The sequence below is a fragment of the Streptomyces sp. NPDC096205 genome (genome assembly GCF_044763135.1).
In the GTDB taxonomy this organism is placed as follows: domain Bacteria; phylum Actinomycetota; class Actinomycetes; order Streptomycetales; family Streptomycetaceae; genus Streptomyces.
On the sequence record NZ_JBIWFS010000014.1, the window covers coordinates 133702 to 157097 of the forward strand.

At 71.6% G+C, this 23396-nt stretch carries 19 protein-coding genes; 9 read left to right on the forward strand and 10 right to left on the reverse strand.

Going from position 1 to position 23396, the window contains the following annotated elements; translation table 11 throughout:
- The first annotated feature begins 352 nt into the window (after nt 1-352).
- Nucleotides 353-919 (forward strand): DJ-1/PfpI family protein, encoded by a 567-nt coding sequence (locus tag ACIQ6Y_RS38505; RefSeq protein ID WP_404047313.1) that lies wholly within the window; start codon nt 353-355, stop codon nt 917-919.
- 113 nt (nt 920-1032) lie between these two features.
- Here the strand turns inward: ACIQ6Y_RS38505 and ACIQ6Y_RS38510 are convergent, their stop codons facing one another.
- Both ACIQ6Y_RS38510 and ACIQ6Y_RS38515 read right to left on the reverse strand, forming a co-directional pair.
- The gene (locus tag ACIQ6Y_RS38510; RefSeq protein WP_404047315.1) at nt 1033-1698 is read right to left on the reverse strand and encodes an HAD family hydrolase; all 666 of its coding nucleotides are present in this window, start codon (nt 1696-1698) and stop codon (nt 1033-1035) included.
- Nucleotides 1699-1756: 58 nt separating this feature from the next.
- Complete coding sequence (locus ACIQ6Y_RS38515) at nt 1757-2272, reverse strand: DUF6912 family protein (RefSeq protein ID WP_404047318.1); 516 nt, start codon at nt 2270-2272, stop codon at nt 1757-1759.
- 319 nt (nt 2273-2591) lie between these two features.
- On the opposite strand from ACIQ6Y_RS38515, the gene ACIQ6Y_RS38520 reads away from it, so the two are divergent.
- Entirely contained in the window at nt 2592-3635 is a 1044-nt protein-coding gene (locus ACIQ6Y_RS38520) for an Rv3235 family protein (RefSeq protein ID WP_404047321.1), read from the forward strand.
- A gap of 119 nt (nt 3636-3754) precedes the next feature.
- Here ACIQ6Y_RS38520 and secA read toward each other — a convergent pair whose 3' ends face one another.
- On the reverse strand, nt 3755-6577 hold the full coding sequence (gene secA / locus ACIQ6Y_RS38525) for a preprotein translocase subunit SecA (protein ID WP_404047324.1): 2823 nt from the start codon (nt 6575-6577) through the stop codon (nt 3755-3757).
- A 251-nt stretch (nt 6578-6828) separates the two neighbouring features.
- Between secA and ACIQ6Y_RS38530 the strand changes: the two genes are divergently transcribed.
- Together ACIQ6Y_RS38530 and ACIQ6Y_RS38535 are read left to right on the forward strand one after the other, a co-directional pair.
- Nucleotides 6829-7404, forward strand: coding sequence for a GNAT family N-acetyltransferase (locus ACIQ6Y_RS38530; protein WP_404047327.1), 576 nt, complete (start codon nt 6829-6831; stop codon nt 7402-7404).
- A 47-nt stretch (nt 7405-7451) separates the two neighbouring features.
- Complete coding sequence (locus tag ACIQ6Y_RS38535; protein WP_404047330.1) at nt 7452-8624, forward strand: winged helix-turn-helix domain-containing protein; 1173 nt, start codon at nt 7452-7454, stop codon at nt 8622-8624.
- 68 nt (nt 8625-8692) lie between these two features.
- Here ACIQ6Y_RS38535 and ACIQ6Y_RS38540 read toward each other — a convergent pair whose 3' ends face one another.
- The 7 genes from ACIQ6Y_RS38540 to mtnA form a co-directional block, all read right to left on the reverse strand.
- On the reverse strand, nt 8693-9439 hold the full coding sequence (locus ACIQ6Y_RS38540) for a response regulator (protein ID WP_404047333.1): 747 nt from the start codon (nt 9437-9439) through the stop codon (nt 8693-8695).
- 201 nt (nt 9440-9640) lie between these two features.
- A complete protein-coding gene (gene hpf, locus ACIQ6Y_RS38545) occupies nt 9641-10330 on the reverse strand; it encodes a ribosome hibernation-promoting factor, HPF/YfiA family (RefSeq protein ID WP_404047336.1) in 690 nt (229 codons plus the stop codon).
- Nucleotides 10331-10645: 315 nt separating this feature from the next.
- The gene (locus ACIQ6Y_RS38550; RefSeq protein ID WP_404047339.1) at nt 10646-11527 is read right to left on the reverse strand and encodes a ComF family protein; all 882 of its coding nucleotides are present in this window, start codon (nt 11525-11527) and stop codon (nt 10646-10648) included.
- 156 nt (nt 11528-11683) lie between these two features.
- On the reverse strand, nt 11684-13525 hold the full coding sequence (locus tag ACIQ6Y_RS38555; protein ID WP_404047341.1) for an LpqB family beta-propeller domain-containing protein: 1842 nt from the start codon (nt 13523-13525) through the stop codon (nt 11684-11686).
- On the reverse strand, nt 13515-15548 hold the full coding sequence (gene mtrB / locus ACIQ6Y_RS38560; protein ID WP_404047343.1) for an MtrAB system histidine kinase MtrB: 2034 nt from the start codon (nt 15546-15548) through the stop codon (nt 13515-13517). Before mtrB ends, ACIQ6Y_RS38555 begins: the two co-directional genes overlap by 11 nt.
- A 1-nt stretch (nt 15549) precedes the next feature.
- The gene (gene mtrA, locus ACIQ6Y_RS38565; RefSeq protein ID WP_355939974.1) at nt 15550-16239 is read right to left on the reverse strand and encodes a two-component system response regulator MtrA; all 690 of its coding nucleotides are present in this window, start codon (nt 16237-16239) and stop codon (nt 15550-15552) included.
- A 144-nt stretch (nt 16240-16383) separates the two neighbouring features.
- Entirely contained in the window at nt 16384-17526 is a 1143-nt protein-coding gene (gene mtnA, locus ACIQ6Y_RS38570) for an S-methyl-5-thioribose-1-phosphate isomerase (RefSeq protein ID WP_404047346.1), read from the reverse strand.
- Between the two features lie 140 nt (nt 17527-17666).
- Between mtnA and ACIQ6Y_RS38575 the strand changes: the two genes are divergently transcribed.
- From ACIQ6Y_RS38575 to ACIQ6Y_RS38595, 5 genes are read left to right on the forward strand one after another with little or no spacing between them, the layout of a single operon-like run.
- Nucleotides 17667-19019, forward strand: a complete 1353-nt coding sequence (locus ACIQ6Y_RS38575; protein WP_404047349.1) for a glycerophosphoryl diester phosphodiesterase membrane domain-containing protein — start codon at nt 17667-17669, stop codon at nt 19017-19019.
- Nucleotides 19020-19023: 4 nt separating this feature from the next.
- Nucleotides 19024-19746 (forward strand): DUF4129 domain-containing protein, encoded by a 723-nt coding sequence (locus ACIQ6Y_RS38580; protein ID WP_404047352.1) that lies wholly within the window; start codon nt 19024-19026, stop codon nt 19744-19746.
- Entirely contained in the window at nt 19743-20942 is a 1200-nt protein-coding gene (locus tag ACIQ6Y_RS38585) for a DUF4350 domain-containing protein (RefSeq protein WP_404047354.1), read from the forward strand. The genes ACIQ6Y_RS38580 and ACIQ6Y_RS38585 overlap by 4 nt, the downstream gene beginning before the upstream one ends.
- Nucleotides 20942-21931 (forward strand): AAA family ATPase, encoded by a 990-nt coding sequence (locus ACIQ6Y_RS38590; RefSeq protein ID WP_404047356.1) that lies wholly within the window; start codon nt 20942-20944, stop codon nt 21929-21931. The genes ACIQ6Y_RS38585 and ACIQ6Y_RS38590 overlap by 1 nt, the downstream gene beginning before the upstream one ends.
- Nucleotides 21931-23241: a DUF58 domain-containing protein gene (locus tag ACIQ6Y_RS38595; protein ID WP_404047358.1), complete on the forward strand. Its 1311-nt coding sequence runs from the start codon at nt 21931-21933 to the stop codon at nt 23239-23241. The genes ACIQ6Y_RS38590 and ACIQ6Y_RS38595 overlap by 1 nt, the downstream gene beginning before the upstream one ends.
- Nucleotides 23242-23396: the final 155 nt, after the last annotated feature.

Genomic DNA, 23396 nt, shown 5'->3' on the forward strand with positions numbered 1-23396 from the left:
CGCCCGCGAAGACCAGCGACCGCCGCCCGGTCACGGATGTACTCCGTGCTCTCCGGGCGCAGGGCAGGGGCATCGGTGCCCCCGCGAGATATCGCGCTGATCACGCCACCAAGGCTATCGCTCCTTCAGGGGGGCACGTCATGAGCCGTATGTGTACAAAACTGGGGGGCGAACTTTGACGTTCTGCACAGGGGCGACCGGGCGAGAACCTCTCCCCCTGCCTCCGCACGGGGCGAAAAGTCGACTCTCGCGGCAGGGGCGCGCAGCCTGAAAGCGACTGCGCCTCTTGGCAGCGCGCCGCCCAGGAGGCAGGTTGGCCATGAAGCCACGGTCCTGAGGGGAGCGCACGGCCATGACAGCGAAGATCCTCATCGTCACCGGAGACGCGGCGGAGTCCCTGGAAGTCCTCTACCCCTACCAACGTCTGCGCGAGGAGGGCTACGAGGTCCACATCGCCGCCCCCGAGCGCAAGAAGCTGCGGTTCGTCGTCCACGACTTCGAACCCGGCTTCGACACGTACACCGAGAAGCCGGGCTACACCTGGCCCGCCGACCTCGCCTTCTCCGAGGTCGAACCGGGCGACTACGCCGCCGTCGTCATCCCCGGCGGCCGCGCGCCCGAGTATCTGCGCAACGACCCCGAACTCCGCAAGATCCTGAAGTCCTTCTTCGACGCGGACAAACCCGTCGCCCAGATCTGCCACGGCCCCCTCCTCACCGCTGCCGTCGACGGCCTGCGTGGCCGCCGTGTCACCGCCTATCCCGCCCTCGAACTCGACATGCAGGCCGCCGGCGCCACCTTCCAGGACGCCGAGGCGGTCGTCGACGGCACCCTGGTCTCGTCCCGCGCCTGGCCGGACCACTCGGCCTGGATGCGCGAATTCCTTACGGTGCTCAGGGCGAAGGCACCGGTGACGTAAGGGGCGGCCGGTGCGCCCTATGCGGGTGCCGCTCGCTGCCGGTCGGCGGGCGCGGGTCGTGGGGTGCTGGTCGCGCAGTTCCCCGCGCCCCTGACGGCGTACAGCCGGCCCCGTTAGGCGGCGAGCCGCTCGGCCTCGGCGACCGCCTCCTGGAGCGTGTCCACCACGGGCACGCCCACGGTCTCCAGGCTGGCCCGGCCGTGCGACCCGCCGGTGTACAGCACGGCCCGGGCTCCCACGTGCAGCGCGGCCACGGCGTCGTCGGCGGCGTCCCCGATCACCACCGTGCGCCGTGCTTCCACGCCGGTGAGCGACCCGAGGTGTCGCACCATGTGCTCGGCCTTGCTGCCGCCGGACGGCCCGGTCCGCCCGTCGATGCGTATGAAGTGATCGGCTATGCCGAAGCCCCGCACCAGCGGCACGAGCTCCTCATGCCCGTACATGCTGAGGATCGACTGGCTGCGCCCCGCCGACCGCCAGTCCACGAGCAGTTCCGTCACGCCCTCGGTGAGACCGCACCGCACGCGGTGCTCGGCGTAGTACCGGTGGAAGGTGTCGTCCATCACCAGCCACTCGGCGTCCGTCGGCAGCCGCCCCATCAGCCGCTCGTAGAACTTCGGCACCGGCACGCAGTACAGCGCCCGGTACCGCTCCAGCGTGATCGGCTCCAGCCCCAGCTCGGCGAAGGCCGCGTTCGTCGCCCCGATGATGGCGTCGTTGTCGTGGAACAGCGTGCCGTTCCAATCCCAGACGATGTGCGCCCCGTTGTGCATCCCCATGCCAAAAACTTACCCGCCGCCACTGACAATGAGGAGACCGGCAGGTCGAGGCCGCAGCTCAGGCGGGCCGGGCGACCAGGTTCGGGATCTCCTGCGTGGCGTACCACAGCAGCTCGTGGTCCTCGGCGCCGTCCACCACGAACTGCGCGTCGTCGTCCCCGCCGTCCGCCGCAGGCAGCGCCTCGACCGCCGCGGTCACGTCCGCCTCCGCGTCGTCGGCGTCGACATGCACCGACGCCGCCTTCGCCAGCCGTACGGGCCCGGCGACCCGCACCTCGCCCAGCGCGGCCGGGTCGAGGCCGCGGTCGGGGTCGGCCACGGCGGAGCCGTCCGGCACGTCGACGGCCACCACGACGCGGCGCCGCACGGCACCGGGCTCCCCGGCGAGCAGCCGCAGCGAGGCCAGCGCGGCGCGGCCGAGGGCGGCGTACTCCAGTTCCTCGATGTCGTCGGAGAGGTACCACTCGCGCAGGGCCGGGGTGACGGCGTAGGCGACGAGCGGGCCGGCTCCCAGCTCACCCGTCCTGTACGCCTCGGCGAGACCGGAGAGGGTCAGGGGGACGTAGACGCGCATGGGCCGGCCGCTTTCGTGTCGAGGGACTGACGAAGCCCGGAGGGCCTCCAGCATCCGAAGAGCCTTCAGGATACGTTCCGGCGTCCCCTTTCGAGCCCCCACCCACGGCCGAGAAGCCGTCCACCTCACGCCGCCGATTCACCCCCCGGCACCTCGCTGACCTGGGCATCCTCCCCATCACGTCCCCCTGATAGGTGAATCGCCCACAGCCCGGCCACGCGACTTGCCCCTCCTTGCCGGACTTGTCCGCGACCCCGTACAAGATCCCCACCGCGAAGTTACTGCCCGGTATCTCCCGGGCTCGTCGAACGGGGACCTCATGGACGTCATCACCGCAATGACCGGCCTGCGCGTCATGGACAAGGTCATGACCAGGACACCGCACCCCCGCCCAGCCCACCCCTCCACCTCGACCGTCGCCCGCACGACGCCCCCGAGCGGACGGCCCCACACCTCGGCACCCGCCCAGCCGCAGGCCACCCAGCAGACCTCAGGCACCACTCAGCTCGACAGCCCCGTCCAACCCGGCACCACTGCGCAGACCCAGCACGCCGCACAGACTCAGGCTCACGGGAACGCAGGTATCCAGGGCCACGCGCCCGTCCGGGACATCACCCGGCCCCCGACCCGCCGCGACCCCCGCCGCCCGGGTGGCCCCTCCACCCGAGCCGGTGGCAGCACGGGCCCGGCGGGCACCCGCCCGCCAGGGACTCGCAACGCCACGACTCCGCCCCCGGGCTCGCCCGCCCTGGGCCGCGCGGCCGGCACTGCCGTCCCGGCCCAGGGAGCGCCCATCGCGGGCCCCACGGCCTACGGCGGCCCAGCACCTCAGGGTGCCCCGGCCCGTGCGCTCCAGCGCCCGCTGAGCCCCGTACCGACGGCCTCGCGGATGCCCGCGACCACCCGCCGGCAGTCAGGCCCGCCCGGCACGGCGCCGCTGCACTCCAGGAACGCCCCGACCGCTCCCGCACGCCCCGCCACAGTCCCCACGCAGACGCGGCGCTTCGCCCCCCAGCCCCGGCCCACCGACCTCTTCGCCGACCGTCTCGTGCTCGTGCTCAGCGGCCAGCGGCCCGTCCACTGGATGCTGCGGCACACCGTCGGCCAGGCCTACGACGATCTGGCGCGACTGGCCGAGCGCGGTCCGCTGCGCACGCGGGGCGGGGTGCGCCCGGTCGTCCGTGACATCGGGTACTACGTCCCCAGCAACGACGCCATCGAGGCCTTCGCCCGGATCGCCGCGGGCGACCGGCTCCGGGCCATGGCCTTCCGTCTGGAGCTGGGCCAGGACCACCGCTGGCGCTGCACGGCGGTCGAACTCGGCGCGACGGGCGGCGGGCAACCCCGCACCCACGCCCCCTGAACCGACGACGAAGGGCCGGGTCCCCCAGGGGGACCCGGCCCTTCAGCCACTGCTCAAGCCAGTGCGGCCCTGCCGCGAAGGCGCGACAGCGTCACGGCGTCATGACACCGCGCTCGATGTCACTTCTTGCGACGACGACCACCGGCGCCACGCGCCTGCTTGCGGCGCTCCGCGCGCGTGAGGCCGTCCGCCTCGGAGCGCACCGGCTCGCCGTCCTCGGTGAAGTCACCCTCGATGGTGCCGCCCTCGCCGTCCACGGTCGGCGCGGAGAAGTGGAGGTTGCGCCGCTGCGGGGCGTCCAGCCCCTTGGCGCGGATCTCCGGACGCGCGCCCGCCTGTGCCGGCACGGAGTCCTGCTTCTCCAGGTCGGCCACCGGCTTCGTGTCCTCCACCGGGACCTCCTCGACCTGCTGCTCGACCTGGACCTCCAGGTTGAACAGGTAGCCGACGGACTCCTCCTTGATGCCCTCCATCATCGCGGTGAACATGTCGAAGCCCTCGCGCTGGTACTCGACCAGCGGGTCCTTCTGCGCCATCGCGCGCAGGCCGATGCCCTCCTGGAGGTAGTCCATCTCGTAGAGGTGCTCGCGCCACTTGCGGTCCAGGACCGACAGCACGACCCGGCGCTCCAGCTCACGCATGATCTCGGAGCCGAGCTGCGCCTCACGCGCCTCGTACTGCTCGCGGATGTCGTCCTTGATGGACTCGGCGACGAACTCGGCGGTGAGCCCGGCCCGGTCGCCGGCCGCCTCCTCCAGCTCCTCGATGGTGACCCGCACCGGGTACAGCTGGCGGAACGCGCCCCACAGCCGGTCCAGGTCCCAGTCCTCGGCGAAGCCCTCGGCGGTCTCGGCCGCGACATAGGCGTCGATGGTGTCGTCCATGAAGTGCTGCACCTGCTCGTGCAGGTCCTCGCCCTCCAGGACGCGGCGCCGCTCGCCGTAGATGACCTCACGCTGGCGGTTGAGGACCTCGTCGTACTTCAGAACGTTCTTACGGGTCTCGAAGTTCTGCGTCTCGACCTGCGACTGCGCGGACGCGATCGCGCGCGTGACCATCTTGTTCTCGATCGGCACGTCGTCCGGCACGTTGGCCATGGACATCACGCGCTCGACCATCTGCGCCTTGAACAGCCGCATCAGGTCGTCGCCCAGCGACAGGTAGAAGCGGGACTCGCCCGGGTCGCCCTGACGGCCGGAACGACCGCGCAGCTGGTTGTCGATACGCCGCGACTCGTGCCGCTCGGTGCCCAGCACGTACAGGCCGCCGAGGGACTCGACCTCGTCCTTCTCGGCCTTGACGGCCTGCTCTGCTCGCTCCAGGGCCGCGGGCAGCGCCGCCGCCCACTCCTCGATGTGCTCCTCGGGGTCGAGGCCGCGCTGGCGCAGCTCCGCCTCGGCGAGGTCCTCGGGGTTGCCGCCGAGCTTGATGTCCGTACCACGGCCGGCCATGTTGGTGGCGACGGTGACGGCGCCCTTGCGGCCGGCCTGGGCGACGATCGTCGCCTCACGGTCGTGCTGCTTGGCGTTGAGCACCTCGTGCTGCACACCGCGCTTGCTGAGCTGCTGCGAGAGGTACTCGGACTTCTCGACCGAGGTGGTGCCGACGAGGATCGGCTGGCCCTTCTCGTGCTTCTCGACGATGTCGTCGACGACCGCCTCGAACTTGGCGACCTCGGTGCGGTAGATCAGGTCCGACTGGTCCTTGCGGACCATGGGCCGGTTGGTCGGGATCGGGACGACGCCGAGCTTGTAGATCTGGTGGAACTCGGCGGCCTCGGTCATCGCCGTACCGGTCATACCGGAGAGCTTGTTGTAGAGGCGGAAGAAGTTCTGCAGGGTGATCGTGGCGAGCGTCTGGTTCTCGTCCTTGATCGGCACCCCTTCCTTCGCCTCGATCGCCTGGTGCATGCCCTCGTTGTAGCGGCGGCCGGCGAGGATACGGCCGGTGTGCTCGTCGACGATCATGACTTCGCCGTCGATGACGACGTAGTCCTTGTCCTTCTTGAAGAGTTCCTTGGCCTTGATGGCGTTGTTCAGGTAGCCCACGAGCGGGGTGTTCACCGACTCGTAGAGGTTGTCGATGCCCAGCCAGTCCTCGACCTTGGCGACACCGGACTCGTGGATGGCGACGGTGCGCTTCTTCTCGTCGACGTCGTAGTCGCCGGTCTCCTCGAGGCCCTTGAGCGGCTGGCCGGCCTCACCGCGCTTGAGGCGGGTGACCAGCTTGGCGAAGTCGCCGTACCACTTGGTGGCCTGGTCGGCCGGGCCGGAGATGATCAGCGGCGTACGGGCCTCGTCGATGAGGATGGAGTCGACCTCGTCGACGATGGCGAAGTTGTGCCCGCGCTGCACCAGTTCGTCCTTCGACCACGCCATGTTGTCGCGCAGGTAGTCGAAGCCGAACTCGTTGTTCGTGCCGTACGTGATGTCGCACGCGTACTGCTCGCGGCGCTGCGCCGGCGTCATGTTGGCGAGGATGCAGCCGACGGACAGGCCCAGGAACCGGTGGACTCGGCCCATCATCTCGGAGTCGCGCTCGGCCAGGTAGTCGTTGACCGTGATGAGGTGAACGCCGTCGCCCGACAGGGCGTTCAGGTAGGCGGGCAGGGTGCCGACCAGCGTCTTGCCCTCACCGGTCTTCATCTCGGCGACGTAGCCGAGGTGCAGCGCGGCGCCGCCCATGATCTGGACGTCGTAGTGCCGCTGGCCGAGGACGCGCTTGGCGGCCTCACGCACGGTGGCGAACGCCTCGGGCAACAGGTCGTCCAGGCTCTCGCCGTCGGTGTAGCGCTGCTTGTACTCATCGGTGAGGGCCCGCAGCTCGGCGTCGGAGAGGTCGACGAAGTCCTCTTCGATGGAGTTGACCTGGTCCGCGATGCGGTGCAGCTTGCGCAGGATCTTGCCTTCGCCTGCACGCATGATCTTCGAGAGGACGGACACGGGGGTTGGTCTCCTTGCCGGTCGGGCCTGGGACGGTCGGTTTCGATTTGACTTACTGAGCAACGGCCATCGTATGCGAGGACCCGGCTGGGCCGGGAGGCCTGTCGGCCGACGGCTGTTTCACCGAGAACAACGGACGGGGCAATCGGATGGTGCCGCACCGGCGCGAAGAATTGCGCGATATGTGATCGCGCGCTCACACAGGGCGAAACCTGATGGCCCGCGCGCGGCCGGACGAGCAGAATCGGCCGATGGAACCCGTATCGCTCACCACCGAACGCCTCCTGCTGCGCACGGTCGGACCGCAGGACACCGACGCGGTTCTCGCGGCCGCCCAGGACGCCGACATGCAGCGCTGGATCCCCCAGTTCCCGTCGCCGTATCTGCGCGAGCACGCCGAGAGCTTCACGCAGCAAGTGGTTCCCGACGGCTGGACGCACGACTCGATGTACACCTTCGGTGTGTTCCTGCCGCGGGGCGAGCTGGCGGGGATGCTGGGCATCAGCATGCGTGCCCTGGGGGTCGGCGAGGTCGGCTTCTGGGCGGTAAAGGAGCACCGCGGCCGCGGCTATGTAACCGAGGCGACGCTGACCGCCGCCCGCTGGGCCTTCACGTCGCTGGCCGTCGACCGGCTGGAGTGGCGGGCCGAGGTCGGCAACCACCCCTCCCGCGCGGTCGCCGAACGCGTCGGCTTCACCCTGGAGGGCACCCTGCGCTCGGCAATCAACAACAAGGGTGTACGCCGCGACTGCTGGGTCGGCTCGCTGCTGCCCTCGGACATGGGCCTGCCGTCCGCGGCCCCGTATCTGCCGGCGCCCAGGGCGTAGCCGCAGGTCAGGAGGCATTGTCAGTGGCAGGCCCTATCGTGCGAGCCATGACGACCTCGCGCCCGATCGCAGAGCTCTCCGCCGACGAGGCCCGCCGCCTGGCCCTGCGCGCCCAGGGTTTCCTCGGCGCCCTCGACCGCAGGTCTGGCGTGCGCGGGGTGCTGCGGCATCTCGGCGCGGTCCAGCTCGACACCATCTCGGTGCTGGCCCGCTCCCATGAGCTGATCCCGTACGCGCGTCTGGGCGCGGTCGGCCGCAGAACCGTCGAGGACGCCTATTGGAAGGACACGCACGCCTTCGAGTACTGGTCGCACGCGGCCTGCATCCTGCCCATCGAGGAGTGGCCGCACTTCGCCTTCCGCCGCCGCGGCTACCGCTCCCGCCCGCAGTGGAACCACGAGCTGCCGGACGGGGTCTACGACCAGGTCGTCAAGCAGCTGCGCGCCGAAGGCCCGCTGACCGCCACCGAGTTGGGCGGTGCCAAGCGCACCAGCGAGTGGTGGGACTGGTCGGGGACGAAGGTCGCCGTCGAGCGCGCACTGATGTACGGCGAGGTGGTCTGCGTCGAGCGCCGCGGCTGGAAGCGGGTCTACGACCTGGCCGAGCGCGCGGTCCCCGGCCATCTGCTGCACGACGAGCTGGACGACACCGAGTGCCTGCGCCGTCTGGTCCGCCTGGCCGGCGAGGCCCTGGGCGTGGGCACGCGCGCGGACATCGCCGACTACCACCGCCTCAAGGGCGAGCAGGTGGACGCGGTGATCGCCGATTCGGGCCTGGTGCCGGTGACGGTGGAGGGCTGGGGCAAGCCGGCCTGGGCGGACCCGGCCGCGCTGGCCACACCCCCGCGCGGACGGCACCGTACGACGCTGCTGTCGCCGTTCGACTCGCTGATCTGGGAGCGCGCCCGCACCGAGCGGATCTTCGGCTTCACCCATCGGCTGGAGGCGTACGTGCCCAAGCCGAAGCGGATCCACGGCTACTTCGCGATGCCCCTCCTCGCCGGCGGCCGTCTCATCGGCCGGGTCGACCCGGCCCGCGAGGGCCGCACCCTGGTGGCGCGGCAGATCTCCCTGGAGGGCCCGAAGGCGGTCGCACCGGCGGCGCAGGCGCTGGTCGAGGCGGCGAGCTGGGTGGACTGCACGGACGTACGACTGGAGCGGGTGGAGGCACCCGAGCTGCGCGAACCCCTCACGGCGGAGCTGGCCCGCCTGCTCGGCTGAAGCACAGCCTGGGTCTGGGCCTGGGCCTGGGCCTGGCCTGGGTCGAGCCTCGGCCTCAGCGGCCGGCGTCAGCGGATCTCGAGAATCTTCTCCCGCATCGCGTACACCACCGCCTCCATCCTGGAGTGCAGCTGCAGTTTCTCCAGGATGTTGCGCACATGGTTCTTGACCGTGTTCTCGGAGATGAACAACTCCTTGGCGATATCGCGGTTGTTCATCCCCGTGGCGACGAGTTTGAGGACCTCCAGCTCACGGTCGGTGAGCCGGGGCGCGGGCACGAGCCGCCGCTCGTCGGTGCGCTGGATCATCGACTTGAACTCGGTCAGCAGTTTCGACGCCATGGAGGGACTGATCTGCGACTGTCCGTCGGCCACCGCGCGAATGGCGGTGGCCACTTCGTCGGTGGAGATCTCCTTGAGCAGATAGCCGGTCGCGCCCGCCTTGATGGCCTCGTAGAGGTCGGCTTCCTCGTCGCTGATTGTCAGCATGATGATCTTCGCGCTGGGGGCCACCTCCTTGATGGAGGTGCACGCCTCGATACCGCCCCGCTTGGGCATCCGTACGTCCATCAGGATGATGTCGGGCAGCAGGTCAGCGGCCTTGTCGACGGCCTCGGCCCCGTCACCGGCCTCCCCGACGACCTGGATGTCCTCCTCGGCGGCGAGCACGATCTCCAGGCCGCGCCGGAAGAGGGCGTGGTCGTCGACGACCAGGACCCGGATCGGCTCCGCGCGTCGTGGGCCTGTGTCCGGGCCCATGCCGGCGACGCCGTCGCCGGCATCCCCGTCATGCATCGGTCCGAAGCTGTCCGCCATCGTTCCTCCCCCTGAAGGCCGTGGCCTGTGGTCCTGAGCCATCGCCAACCCAAGGCAACGGCCCATCGGTTGAGCCGTAGCGGCCATGATTTCATGCCTGGACGACACCGAGGTGACAGAGCGGGGCGCGTGCGGTCGCACACCGGTGCCCCTGGGGGCGCACGCGCGCTCCAGGGGCACCGGATCTGTCATCCGGGTGGCTCAGCCGATCGAACCGCCCGCCTCGGGCGAGGGCGGCTGCGTGACCATCGTGTCGGTGCTGAGGTGGATCACGCCGTAGTCGTAGGCGTGCCGCCGGTAGACGACACTGGGCTCCTTGGTCTCGGAGTCGACGAACAGGTAGAAGTCGTGCCCGACCAGTTCCATCTCGTAGAGGGCCTGGTCGAGGGTCATGGGGGAAGCGACGTGGGTCTTCTCTCGGACGACGAGAGGGCCCTCGCCCTGGATCTCGAGCGAACCGATCTTCTTGGTCGGCACTCCGCCCGGCTCCTCGTCCGAGACGGTGTGGCCGTTGCCGTTGAGCGTCGCCGCGCCCGGAACGTGGTCAGGAACCTCGGCCGCTGTCAGCCGGCGGGCCCCGCGGCGCGTGTGACGCTTGTCGTGCTCCTTGCGCAGCCGGGCATCCAGCTTCTCCGCGGCGAGGTCGAGTGCCGCGTACGGGTCACTGGCCGCTGCCTCTGCCCTGATCACCGGACCGCGGGAGCGGAGCGTGATCTCCACTCGGTCGCAGCGGTCGGCCTGTCGCGGGTTGGGCTCCTTGGACACCTCGACGTCGAGGCTGATCACCTTGCCATCGAGCTTCTGGATCTTGTCCAGGTTCAGCTTCTCGGCCACGTGCTTGCGGAACCGCTCGGGCACCTCGGTCTTGCGGCCCTTGACGACGATGTCCACGCAGAACTCCGTTCCCGGATCGCCCCGCTCTCAGTGGCGGAGCATCTCCCTTGTGCACCAGGTTCCGGCCAGTTCCGGAACCGCGGACTCGGTGACTTCCACCTCCTCCTCCCCCATGGGCAGGATCTCCACCCCGCCGCCGCGGTGATTGCGGAAAACCAGCGGCACGGCATTCGGATTTGCGAGGGATGGCCTGCGGCTTTCTCTCACAACCGAACATATCTCGCCCGGACGGATGTCGTCACCCTCTACAGCGCCGTACCTCCGTTCAGGTGAATTGACGCTCTCATTACCTGCAACGATGCAACTTCTCAGTCAGTTCCGGTTTATAGCGAAAGCATCAGGCGAGGCCGCGACCACAGCCGCGCAGACCACGTCTCCGGCTGTGTTCGACGCTGACATTCCCGGTGCGACACCTCGTCCGCCCGTGCTCCCTTCTGTCCCTCCAGTCATCTGTTCCCCTGTCCTTTCCCGACTCACCCCCGCGTACACGGCCGTCATCACATCGCGGTACCCAGAACCGGCCACGCCCTCCGCCCCGTCCAGGGCCTCGCGCACGGCTCGCGCCGCCTCCGCCAGCGACGCCCCGGTGGTCATCAGGTCGTCGACGAGCACCACCGTGCCGCCCCGCAGCAGCCCGGCCCCGCCGCGCACCACGCTCAGCGCACCGGAGAGATTGCGCTGCCGCTGCCGGGAGTTGAGCCCCGCCTGGTCGGCCACCGGCCGGCGCTGCCGCAGCACGGACACCACCCGGACCGGTGTGCCGCCCCGCCGCAGCTCCCCGGCCGCCGCCAGCGCGATCCGCCGCGCGGGATCGTGCCCCCGCGCCCGCACGACCCCACGCCCGGACGGCACAGGCACCAGCAGCACCGGCCGGTCGGGCCCGAGCCCCGAGGCCACCGGACGGGGCAAGCCTGCCCGTACCGCGCCCGCGAGGGCCGCGCCCAGCGGCCGCGCCAGGGACAGGGCCCCGCGCTCCTTGTGGGCCAGCAGCACGGCCCGTACCTCGTCCTCGTACCACGCGGCCGCGTGCACGGCCGGCAGCCCGGTCGGCTCCGGCACCGGCCGCACCCGGCGCGGTGCGGCACCGCTCAGGACGGCACGGCACTCCGGGCAGAGCACCGTACGCGGCCTGCCACAGCCTGCGCACTCGGCCGGCAGCACCAGATCCGTGAGGTCCTGCCACCACCCCCGCATGGCGACCACTGTGCCAACGCCCGCGCCGACCGGCCACCCCTGTGGATAACTCCCTGTGGAAAACTCCGCGGCCCGCGAGGGACCGCACGAAAACGGCCGCCCCGCCGGACCCAGCCCGGCAGAACGGCCGTGAACGCCGTACACAATCTCAGCGCGTCACCCGGGATACACCGGCGCCGAGCCGTCCTTGACGACCTTCTGCCACTGCTCTCCCGTGGGCATCCGCACGATCCCGTCCTCCGAGTGGGCCACCAGCGGCGCCCCGCCGTCCTCGGTCCCGGCGATCTCCTCCACGCCCGTGAGCGCCGCGGGCGCGGGCGCCTCCGGGGTGGAGCCGTCGACCTGGACGTACTGCATCTGCTGCACGCCCCCCTGCTCGGTCCCCACCACCACCAGCCGGCTCTCGCCGACCCAGGACATGGTGGTGACCTCCTCCAACACCGGGGTGGCGGAGCGCAGTTCGATCACCGACATACGGGCCCGCTCATCGGACTCGGCCGGCTTGTCGGACCGCTCTATGCGCCCGATCAGCAGCGACTGCCGCTTGTCCTTCTCCACCACGAGAGCGATCCGCACCCCGTCGGCGGCCACCCGCAGCGAGTCGATACGGCCGTCGAGCCCGGGCGTCTCCACCTCCAGCGGCTTGCCCTTGCCGTCGTCGAACACCAGCAACCGCGGACGCTTCGGGTCCCGGTCGGCCACCCACAGGTTCCCCGCGGCGTCCCAGCTCGGCGCGGTCAGCCGGTCGGTCTCCGCTTTGCCCTGGCTGACCAGCAGGGGCTCCCCGAGCGCACCCTCGGACTCCAGCGGCGAGACGTACAGCTCGTGGCGGTCCAGGCTCACCCCGGCCGCGAGGTCCTCGCGCCGCGACACCGCTGCCGCCCACAGCTGCTTCGCCCCGGTGCCGAGCGCGCCCGGCACCGCCGGCGCCTCCTTGTCCTCGCTGCCGGCCGGCATCCGTACCAGCCGGTGCCTGCCGTCCAGGAAGTACAGGTAACCCGGACGCTCGGTCGCACCGCGCGCGGCCGCTGCCTCCGCGCCGTCGTCGGTGACCAGGCACAGCTGCCGCCCGGCCGCCTCCAGCTCGATCTGGTCCACCGCGGAGGTGAGGTTCTGCAGTGTGAACAGCAACTGCGCAGCCATCTCACGGCACTTGGCCGGCCCGACCCGCGCGGCGCTGTCGTTCAGCGGCACGGTCAGCTTGTTCTGATCGTCGGGCGCCAGCGCCTCCACGCCCGCCTTCAGCTTCGCGCCGGTGGGAAAGCTCGTCCTGACGACCTGGTCGAGCCACACCGTGGGGCCGTCCAGCAGCGAACGCACCATGTGCGTCATGGGGTCCACCCGCTCGCGTACGTACACCGGGTCGGCCACGGCCATCGGCCGCGACGGAGTCCCCGCCACGCCGTTGGAGGCGAAGTAGTACTTGTTGACGGACATGTAGTTGCGCTGGAAGTCCGACTGGCCGATCACGATGCCCTGCGGCGGCCTGGTGATGCGCCACTGCCCGGTCTTCTTGCTGCGCGACAGCTGGATCTGCCGCCGGTAGTCGCCCCCGGCCGGGCTGTACGACTCCTGCGCGTCGAGCGCGCCGATCTGGGTGCCGCTCAGCGTCACGTAGTAGGAGGACCCGCTGTCCCGGTTCTCCGCGGCGTCGACGTAGGTCTCCATGCCGTTGGCGAGGACCGTGGTGGAGCGCTCCGGCTCCCACTTCTTCGCCGCCGCGGGCGTCAGATACAGCCTCGCCGTCTCATAGTGCGGGTCGTCGCTGGTCAGCGCCTCAAGGAAGCCGTCCACGATGTCCTGCGGGGTGGCGTCCTCCGCCGGCGGCACCGCGAACACCCGTACCTGCGAGTCCTGCCGCGGCGTGTAGTCCACCCCGCGCAGCTCCCCGTCGTCGGGCATCGACGCGCATCCGGACAGCAGTACGACACCACAGGCGGCGTAGGCCACCGCGCGCCGCGGCATCCGCCGGGCGCCCCCCTCGCGGTCAGCGCCCACGAAATGCCTCCCCTTGCTCGTCCGGCTCCGTCCGTGCCGTACCCGGCCGCGACGCGGGCGGCTCGTCCGCCGGCCGTGCGCCGCCCGGGGGCCGGGACACCACGCGCGCGCCGTTGCCCGGCAGCGCGGTGGGATCGGCCGAGGGCGGCGCGGCGGCCGTGCGCGGCCCGATCCGGTCCAGCGGAGCCTGACCGGCCGGCTGCTGCGCGGGCACAGTGGCACTCTTCTCGCCGCGTGGCAGCCCCGCCCCGTCCAGTCCGCGGTTGCGCCGCGAGTCCTTGGGCTCCAGCGGTATCGGCGAGCCCCGCAGCGGCTCGTCCGCGGTGCGCGGCAGCGTCAGGCGGAACTGCGACCCGCCGCCCGGCTCACCCCACGCCTGCAGCCAGCCGCCGTGCAGCCGGGCGTCCTCCAGGGCGATGGACAGACCCAGTCCCGTACCGCCGGTGGTACGCGCGCGTGCCGGGTCGGCGCGCCAGAAGCGGCTGAACACGCGCGTGGCCTCGCCGGGCTTGAGTCCGACGCCGTAGTCGCGCACCGCGACCGCGACCGCCCCGCCCGCCGCGGCCAGCTTGACCACGACGTCCCTGCCCTCGCCGTGCTCCACTGCGTTGACGACGAGGTTGCGCAGCACGCGCTCCACCCGCCGGGCGTCCGCCTCGGCGACGACGGGCTGCTGGTCGCCCACGACCCGGATCTCGCTGCCCTTGCGGTCCGCGAGCGGCGCGGCCCCGCTGACCACCCGCCGCACGACCTCCCTGAGGTCGATCGGCTCCGCCTCCAGCGCCGCCGCGCCCGCGTCGAACCGGCTGATCTCCAGCAGGTCCGCGAGCAGCGACTCGAACCGGTCGAGCTGGTCGGCGAGCAGTTCCGCCGACCGCGCGGTCACCGGGTCGAAGTCCTCGCGTGCCTCATGGATGACATCGGCGGCCATCCGTACGGTCGTCAGCGGCGTCCGCAGCTCGTGCGACACGTCCGACACGAACCGCCGCTGCATCCTCGACAGGTCCTCCAGCTGCTGGATCTTCAGCTGGAGGTTCTGCGCCATCTTGTTGAAGGCCTCGCCCAGACGCGCGATGTCGTCCTCGCCGGTGACCTTCATCCGCTCCTGGAGCCGCCCGGCCGACAGCCGCTCGGCGACCCCCGCGGCCATCCGCACCGGCGTGACGACCTGCCGCACCACCAGCCAGGCGATCGCCCCGAGCAGGACGACGACGAAGACACCGGCGGTCGCCAGCGTGCCCTTGACCAGGCTGAGCGACTTCTCCTCCTGCGTGAGCGGGAAGAGGTAGTACAGCTGGTACGGGTCGCCGTTGGGGTCGTTGACCTCCTTGCCGATGACGAGCGCCGGCTGGGACTCCTTGCCGCGCTCGCTGTAGTACACGCGCGTGTACTTCTGCGCGGCCTCGCCGCCCCCGATGCGCTCGCGCAGGTCAGCGGGGATGCTCTTGTCGGGCTTCACGCCGCCGGAGGCCCGCGGACTGCGCCCGCTGCCGCCGTCGTCCCCGACGGGCATGGTCACCACGTCGAACGCGCCCTGACCGCCGCTGGAGAGCGAGCCGACGAGGTCGCTCATCCATTGGATGACGTTCTGCTCCGGCCGGCCGTCCACCCCGGGCGCGTCGTCGGCGGTGGCGCTGGCGGCCTCGTCGGCCCTCTGCTTGGCCACCGTGAAGCCACCCGTGGCCTGGCTCTGGGCAGCCTTCACCTTGGCGTCCAGCAGGCCGTTGCGCACCTGCCCGATCACGACGAAGCCCAGCAGCAGTACGACGCCCAGCGACATCAGCAGGGTCGTGACGACCACCTTGAGCTGGATGTTGCGCCGCCACAGCCGCATCACCGGCAGCAGCGGCCGGCGCACCCAGCGCATGAACAACCTCAGGACCGGGCTGCCCTGGACTCCGCCCTGCAGCAGCCCGCCCTCCAGGAACCGTCCCCAGCGCGAGGACGCCCTCCTCCGGCCGACAGGCCGCCCGGGACGGGCCCCGGAGCGTCCGGGGGCCGAAGCGGCGCTGTCCCCGGACATGTCAGCTCGGTCCGGCCTTGTAACCGACGCCACGGACGGTCACCACGATCTCCGGCCGCTCCGGGTCCTTCTCGACCTTCGAGCGCAGCCGCTGCACATGTACGTTCACCAGGCGCGTGTCCGCCGCGTGCCGGTAGCCCCACACCTGCTCCAGGAGCACCTCACGCGTGAACACCTGCCACGGCTTGCGCGCCAGCGCCACCAGCAGGTCGAACTCCAGCGGCGTCAGCGCGATCGACTGCCCGTCCCGCTTCACGGAGTGCCCGGCCACGTCGATCACCAGGTCACCGATGGCGAGCTGCTCCGGCGCCGGCTCCTCCGACCTGCGCAGCCGCGCCCGGATACGGGCCACCAGCTCCTTGGGCTTGAACGGCTTGACGATGTAGTCGTCGGCCCCGGACTCGAGCCCCACCACCACATCGACGGTGTCGCTCTTGGCCGTCAGCATCACGATCGGCACCCCGGACTCCGCCCTGATCAGGCGGCACACCTCGATGCCGTCGCGGCCGGGCAGCATCAGATCCAGCAGCACCAGATCCGGCTTGGCCTCGCGGAAAGCGGCCAGCGCCTTGTCGCCGTCGGCTACGAAAGACGGCTCAAAACCTTCCCCGCGCAGCACGATGCCCAGCATCTCGGCCAGTGCGCTGTCGTCGTCGACGACAAGGACTCGTCCCTTCATAAACGACATCATCCCATTCTCATAACGGCGACAGACACGCTGGTGAGCGAGGTCACTGGCCAGTGACGATAGTCGTACGACGCGGTCACTGTCTGCCCGCGCCCGCCGGGGCGGACGCCGACGGCGTCCACTGCCCCCGGCAGGCACGGCCCCGGCCTAAGCGATCGGCACCTGTCCGGACCTGGCGCACAGCTCGGCCAGCCCCTCGGCCGTCACGGGCGAAACGGCACCCTCTTCGGTGACGATCGCCGTCACCAGCTCCGGCGGCGTCACATCGAACGCCGGGTTGTACGCCTGCGTCCCCAGCGGCGCCACCGCGATCCCGCCGCCCTGTCCGGACACCGACACCTGAGGCGCTGTGACCTCGGTCACCTCGAAGCCGGGGCGCTGCTCGACCTCGATCGACGCCCCGTCGGGCGTCCCCAGATCCACGGTGGTCACCGGCGCCACCACGATGAACGGCACATGGTGATAGCGCGCGAGCACCGCGAGCGGATAGCTCCCCACCTTGTTCGCCACCGACCCGTCGGCCGCGATGCGGTCCGCCCCGATCAGCACCGCGTCCACCTCGCCTGCCGCGAACAGCGAACCCGCCGCGTTGTCCGTGAGCAGGGTGTACGCCATGCCGCTGCGCGCCGCCTCGTACGCCGTCAGGCGAGCACCCTGCAGCAGAGGCCGCGTCTCATCGACCCACAGCCGCCTGAGCTCTCCCTGCCGGTGCGCGGCGAGCGCCACCGCGAACGCCGTGCCCTCACCGCCCGACACCAGCGACCCGGTGTTGCAGTGCGTGAGGATCCGGTGCCCGCCACCGGGCAGGAGCTCGTCGAGCAGCGCCAGCCCGTGCGCGGCCATCCGGGCGCTGGCCTCGGCGTCCTCTCGGTGCAGCTGCCGTGCCGCCGCCAGGGCGGCCACCGCGGCCTGCTCCGGACCGGCACCGCGGGCAACCGCCTCCTGATGGGCGGCCTGCGCACGGCGCACACCGACGGACAGGTTCACCGCGGTCGGCCGGGCCCCGGCCAACGCGACAGCGGCCTCGTCCACGTCGAAGCCACGGGCGGCGGCGAGCGCGACACCGTACGCCCCCGCGATCCCGAGCAGCGGCGCCCCGCGCACGGCGAGCGAACGGATCGCCTCCACCAGCGCGGGCGCGTCCGTGCACACCAACTCGACTTCCTCGGTGGGCAGCCGCGTCTGGTCGAGCAGGACCACCACGGGCCCTTCGGGCGGCTCCTCCCAGCGGATGACAGGTATTCCGGTCGGCCGGCCGTCCTCGCCGGATTGCGCGTACTGATCAGCCATGCGGTCAGTCTGCCCCGTATCCGGCGGACAATTGAAGGTGCACAGCCCCTACCGCGGCCGGTCCCTCCCCGACGGCCCCATGGCACGATGTTGGCCAACCTGCCGCCGCGACCGCGGACGGGCACCGTGAAGGAGCGACGATGAACGACACTCCGGGCTGGGCCTCGCCCGGATCCGCCCCGTCCGACGGGCAGCAACCCGGCGCATCCGGCTCCCCCGAGCCCGCCGACCGCCCGACTCCCACGCAGCCCGCCGACCAGCCGACGGCACCCGCGCAACCGGCCGACCAGCCACCGGCACCCGGCGCGCAGTGGTCGCAGCAGCAACCGCCGCCCGGACAGTGGTCCGCCCCCACCGGCCAGGGCCGGACCCCGCCGCCCCCACCGCCCGGCCCGGGCTGGGGCACCCCGCCCCCCGGCGCTCCCGGCAGCTGGGGAGGCCCCGCAGGTCCGGGCGGGTACGGCGGCCACCCTGGCGCCCCCGGCGGCTGGGGCACGCCCTGGGGCGGCCCGCCGCCCGCGGCCAAGCCCGGCGTGATCCCGCTGCGCCCCCTCGGCGTCGGCGAGATACTCGACGGAGCCGTCTCCACCATGCGCACCTACTGGCGCACGGTCCTTGGCATCTCGCTGACCATCGCGGTCCTCACCGAGATCGTCGTCATCCTGCTCCAGGGCTTCGTCCTGAACGACACCGCCAGCACCGACAGCCTCAGCGACCCCGACGCCAGCCTCGAAGAGGTCACCCGCGCCATGGGCGAGAGCCTGCTCGGCCTGGCCCTGCTGTCCCTGGTGACACTGATCGCCACGGTCGCGGTGACCGCCCTGCTCACCGCCGTCACCAGCCGCGCCGTCCTCGGCAAGCCCGTCACCGCCAAGGAGGCCTGGCGCGACGCCCGCCCGCAGGTGCTCAAGCTGCTCGGCCTGCTCCTGCTGCTGCCGCTCATCGCCACCGGCATCTTCGCCGTGGGCCTCCTGCCCGGCGCCCTCGCCGGCCTGGCCGGCTCCCCGCCCGCCGCGGTCACGCTCGTCTTCCTGGGCCTCGCCGGGGCCTTCGTCCTCGTGCTGTGGCTGATGATCCGCTTCTCGCTGGCCTCGCCCGCCCTGATGCTCGAGAAGCAGAGCATCCGGAAGGCCATGAGCCGCTCCGTGAAACTCGTCCGCGGTTCCTGGTGGCGCATCTTCGGCATCCAGCTGCTCGCTGTGATCATCGCGAACGTCGTCGCCATGGTCATCGCCGTACCGTTCGCTGTCGTCGCCCTGCTCGTCAGCGACGACGGCGTCAGCAACCTCCTCACCGGCAACGCCGAGTTCGGCTGGACGTACCTCATCATCAGCGGCATCGGCTCGGTGATCGGCTCCATGATCACCTACCCGATCTCGGCCGGTGTGACCGTGCTCCTCTACATCGACCAGCGCATCCGCCGCGAGGCCCTCGACCTCGACCTGGCCCGCGCCGCCGGCGTCCAGGGCCACGGCGCCCCCACCGGGAGCTGATGCGGTGATCCTGACGGGGGGAGTTCTCGCAGCGCTGCCCATCCTGGCGCGAACCGGTGACACCGAGCCGCCCCTGACCGTCCCGCGCGACCCCGCGCGGGAGGCGGCCCGGCGTGAGCTGGCCAAGCGGATGTACCACGAGAACGAACCGAGCCTGCTGGAACGCGCCTTCGACGCCTTCTGGGACTGGCTCGGCAGCACCTTCGAGGCAGCGGGCGGCCTGGCCCCCGGCGGGACACTCGGACTCGTCGTCATCGTGCTGGCCGTCCTCGCCGTGCTCGGCGCCCTGTGGTGGCGCCTGGGCACGCCGCAGCGCGGCCCCGTCTCCGCCCCCGCCCTGTTCGACGACCGCCCCCGCAGCGCCGCCGAACATCGCGCCGCAGCAGAGGCACACGCCGCCCAGGGCCACTTCGACCAGGCCGTCCAGGAACGCATGCGGGCCATCGTCCGCTCCCTGGAGGAACGCGCCCTGCTCGACGCCCGGCCAGGCCGCACCGCCGACGAGGCAGCCGCCGCCGCGGGCCGCGCCCTGCCCGCCCACACCGACCGACTGCGCGCCGCCGCCCGGCACTTCGACGACGTCACATACGGCGGCCGCACAGCGACCGGGACGTCGTACCGCGACATCGCCGAACTCGACCGCGACCTGGAACGCACCAAACCCCAACTGAGCGACAGCAGTACGGCGAGCACGGCCGACAACAGCCGCCAGGGAGCAGCCGGATGACCGCCGACACCACGCTCCCCACCACGTCCGTCTCGCCCACAGCCCGCCAAGTGTGGACCCGCACGCGGGGCATCGCCCTCGCGCTCGCGCTGCTCGTCGCCGGTGCGGTGGTCCTCGCTCTCATCCGCTCCGACACCCGCACCGGCGCCCTCGACCCGCGCTCCGCCGCCCCGCAGGGCAGCCGGGCCGTCGCCGAACTCCTCGCCGACCGCGGCGTCGACACCCGCACGGTCACCACCCTCGACGAGGCCCGCGCCGCGGCGGCACCCGACACGACCCTCCTGGTCGCCGTCCCCGACCTGCTGACCGACCGTCAACAGGCCCGGCTGCTCCTCGCGACCGCCGCCTCCGGCGGGCGCACCGTCCTCGTCGCCCCCGGCATCGCCTCCGTAGAAGGCCTCGCCCCCGGGGTCACCGCGGACCCCGCAACCAGCATCGACACCACGCTCTCCGCCGGCTGCCCGCTCCCCGAGGCCCGGCGCGCGGGCGACGCCGACACCGGCGGCATCCGCTACACCGTCACCCGCCCCGACGCCGACGAGTGCTACCCCAGCAGACGCCTGCCCACCCTGGTCCGCATCCCCGACACGACCGGGGACGGCGACACGGTCGTCCTCGGCGCGACCGACATCCTCGTCAACGACCACCTCGACGAGCAGGGCAACGCCTCGCTCGCCCTCCAACTCCTCGGCTCCCGGCCCCATCTCGTCTGGTACCTCCCCTCGCTCTCCGACAGCTCGGCCACCGACACCGGCGACGACGAGCGCGGCTTCTTCGACCTGCTCCCCTCGGGCTGGCTCTGGGGCACCCTGCAACTCTTCATCGCCGCAGCCCTCGCCGCCCTCTGGCGGGCACGCCGACTGGGCCCCCTCGTGCCCGAACAACTCCCCGTGGCGATCCGCGCCTCCGAAACCGTCGAAGGCCGAGCCCGCCTCTACCGCAAGGCCAACGCCCGCGACCGCGCGGCCGCCGCTCTTCGCTCCACCACCCGCACCCGCCTCGCTCCCCTCGTAGGCGTCCCCGTCTCCCAGGCACACTCCCCCGAAGCCCTGCTGCCGGCTCTGTCCACCCACCTCCACCGGGACGGACAGCCCCTGCACACCCTCCTCTTCGGCCCGCCGCCCAGCGACGACGCAGCTCTGATCGCACTCACCGACCAACTCGACGCCCTCGAAAGAGAGGTACGCCGTCCATGATGGACCCGACCACTGACAACGCCGGGCAGACCGGGCATTCGGGCGACCCCCGGGCCGCTCTGGAGGCCCTGCGCGCCGAGATCGCCAAGGCCGTGGTCGGCCAGGACCCCGCCGTCACCGGTCTCGTAGTCGCCCTCCTCTGCCGCGGACACGTTCTCCTTGAAGGAGTCCCTGGAGTCGCCAAAACGTTGCTCGTCCGCGCGCTCGCATCTTCACTGGAACTGGACACCAAGCGCGTCCAGTTCACCCCCGACCTCATGCCGAGCGACGTCACGGGCTCCCTCGTCTACGACGCCCGCACCGCCGAGTTCTCCTTCCAGCCCGGCCCCGTCTTCACCAACCTCCTCCTCGCCGACGAGATCAACCGCACGCCCCCGAAGACCCAGTCGTCCCTCCTGGAGGCCATGGAGGAACGCCAGGTCACCGTCGACGGCACCCCCCGCCTGCTCCCCGACCCGTTCCTGGTCGCGGCGACCCAGAACCCGGTCGAGTACGAGGGCACGTACCCCCTCCCCGAAGCCCAACTGGACCGCTTCCTGCTGAAGCTGACGATCCCTCTGCCCTCACGGCAGGACGAGATCGACGTCCTCACCCGCCACGCCGCCGGCTTCAACCCGCGCGACCTCAAGGCCGCCGGCGTACGCCCCGTCGCGACCGCCGCCGACCTGGAAGCCGCCCGCGCCGCCGTCGCCAAGACGACCGTCTCTCCCGAGATCACCGCCTACGTCGTCGACATCTGCCGCGCCACCCGCGAGTCGCCCTCCCTCACCCTGGGCGTCTCCCCCCGCGGCGCCACCGCCCTCCTCGCCACCTCGCGCGCGTGGGCATGGCTCACCGGCCGCGACTACGTCACCCCCGACGACGTCAAGGCACTCGCCCTCCCGACCCTCCGCCACCGCGTCCAACTGCGCCCCGAAGCCGAGATGGAAGGCGTGACCGCCGACTCGGTCATCACCGCGATCCTGTCCCACGTCCCCGTCCCCCGCTGATGGCACTCACCGGACGCGCCGCCCTCCTCGCGGCCCTCGGCTCCCTCCCCGTCGGCATCTGGGAGCCCAGCTGGACGGGCATCCTCGCCGTGAACGGCCCCCTCGCCCTGGCCTGCGCCTGCGACTACGCCCTGGCGGCCCCCGTACGCCGCCTCGGCCTGACCCGCTCCGGCGACACCTCGGTCCGCCTCGGCGACACGGCCGACGTCACCCTGACGGTCACCAACCCGTCCCGCCGCCCCCTGCGCGCCCACCTCCGCGACGCCTGGCCCCCCAGCAGCTGGCAGCCCGGCACCGAGGCCGAGGCCTCCCGCCACCGCCTGACGGTCCCCGCAGGCGAACGCCGCCGCGCCACGACCCGCCTACGGCCCACCCGCCGAGGCGAACGCCGAGCCGACCGCGTCACCATCCGCTCCTACGGCCCCCTCGGCCTCTTCACCCGCCAGGGCACCCACGTCGTCCCCTGGGCGGTACGCGTCCTGCCCCCGTTCACCAGCCGCAAGCACCTGCCCTCGAAGCTGGCCCGCCTGCGCGAACTCGACGGCCGCACCAGCGTCCTGCAACGCGGCGAGGGCACGGAATTCGACAGCCTCCGCGAGTACGTCCCCGGCGACGACACCCGGTCCATCGACTGGCGCGCCACCGCCCGCCAGACCACGGTCGCCGTACGCACCTGGCGCCCTGAACGCGACCGCCACATCCTCCTGGTGCTCGACACCGGCCGCACCTCAGCGGGCCGCGTGGGAGACGCCCCACGCCTCGACGCCTCCATGGACGCCGCACTGCTTCTGGCCGCCCTGGCCTCCCGCGCCGGCGACCGAGTCGACATGCTGGCCTACGACCGCCGCATCCGCGCCCTCGTCCAGGGCCGCACGGCAGGAGACCTCCTCCCGTCCCTGGTCAACGCCATGGCCACGCTGGAACCCGAGCTCCTCGAGACCGACGCCCGAGGCCTTACGGCCACTGCTCTACGGTCCGCCCCGCGTCGCTCCCTGATCGTCCTGCTGACCACTCTCGACGCGGCCCCGATCGAGGAGGGCCTCCTCCCCGTCCTCGGCCGGCTCACCCAGCGCCACACCGTCCTGCTGGCGTCGGTGGCCGACCCGCACATCGCCGGCATGGCCAAAGCGAGGGGCAACACGGACGCGGTCTACGAAGCCGCAGCCGCCGCCCAGTCCCAGGCGGAGCGCAACCGCACCACGGAGCAACTCCGCCGCCACGGCGTCACGGTCGTCGACGCCACTCCGGACGAACTCGCTCCGGCCCTGGCGGACGCCTACCTGGCATTGAAGACGGCTGGTCGGCTTTGAGAGCAGAGGGGCTCTCTTCGGAGAGCCCCCTCCTATTCCTACGGCAGGTTGCATTTTCCCGTAAACGCAGAAAAGGCCCACACCATAAGGTGTGAGCCTTTTCTTCAATGATTGTTCGGCGGCGTCCTACTCTCCCACAGGGTCCCCCCTGCAGT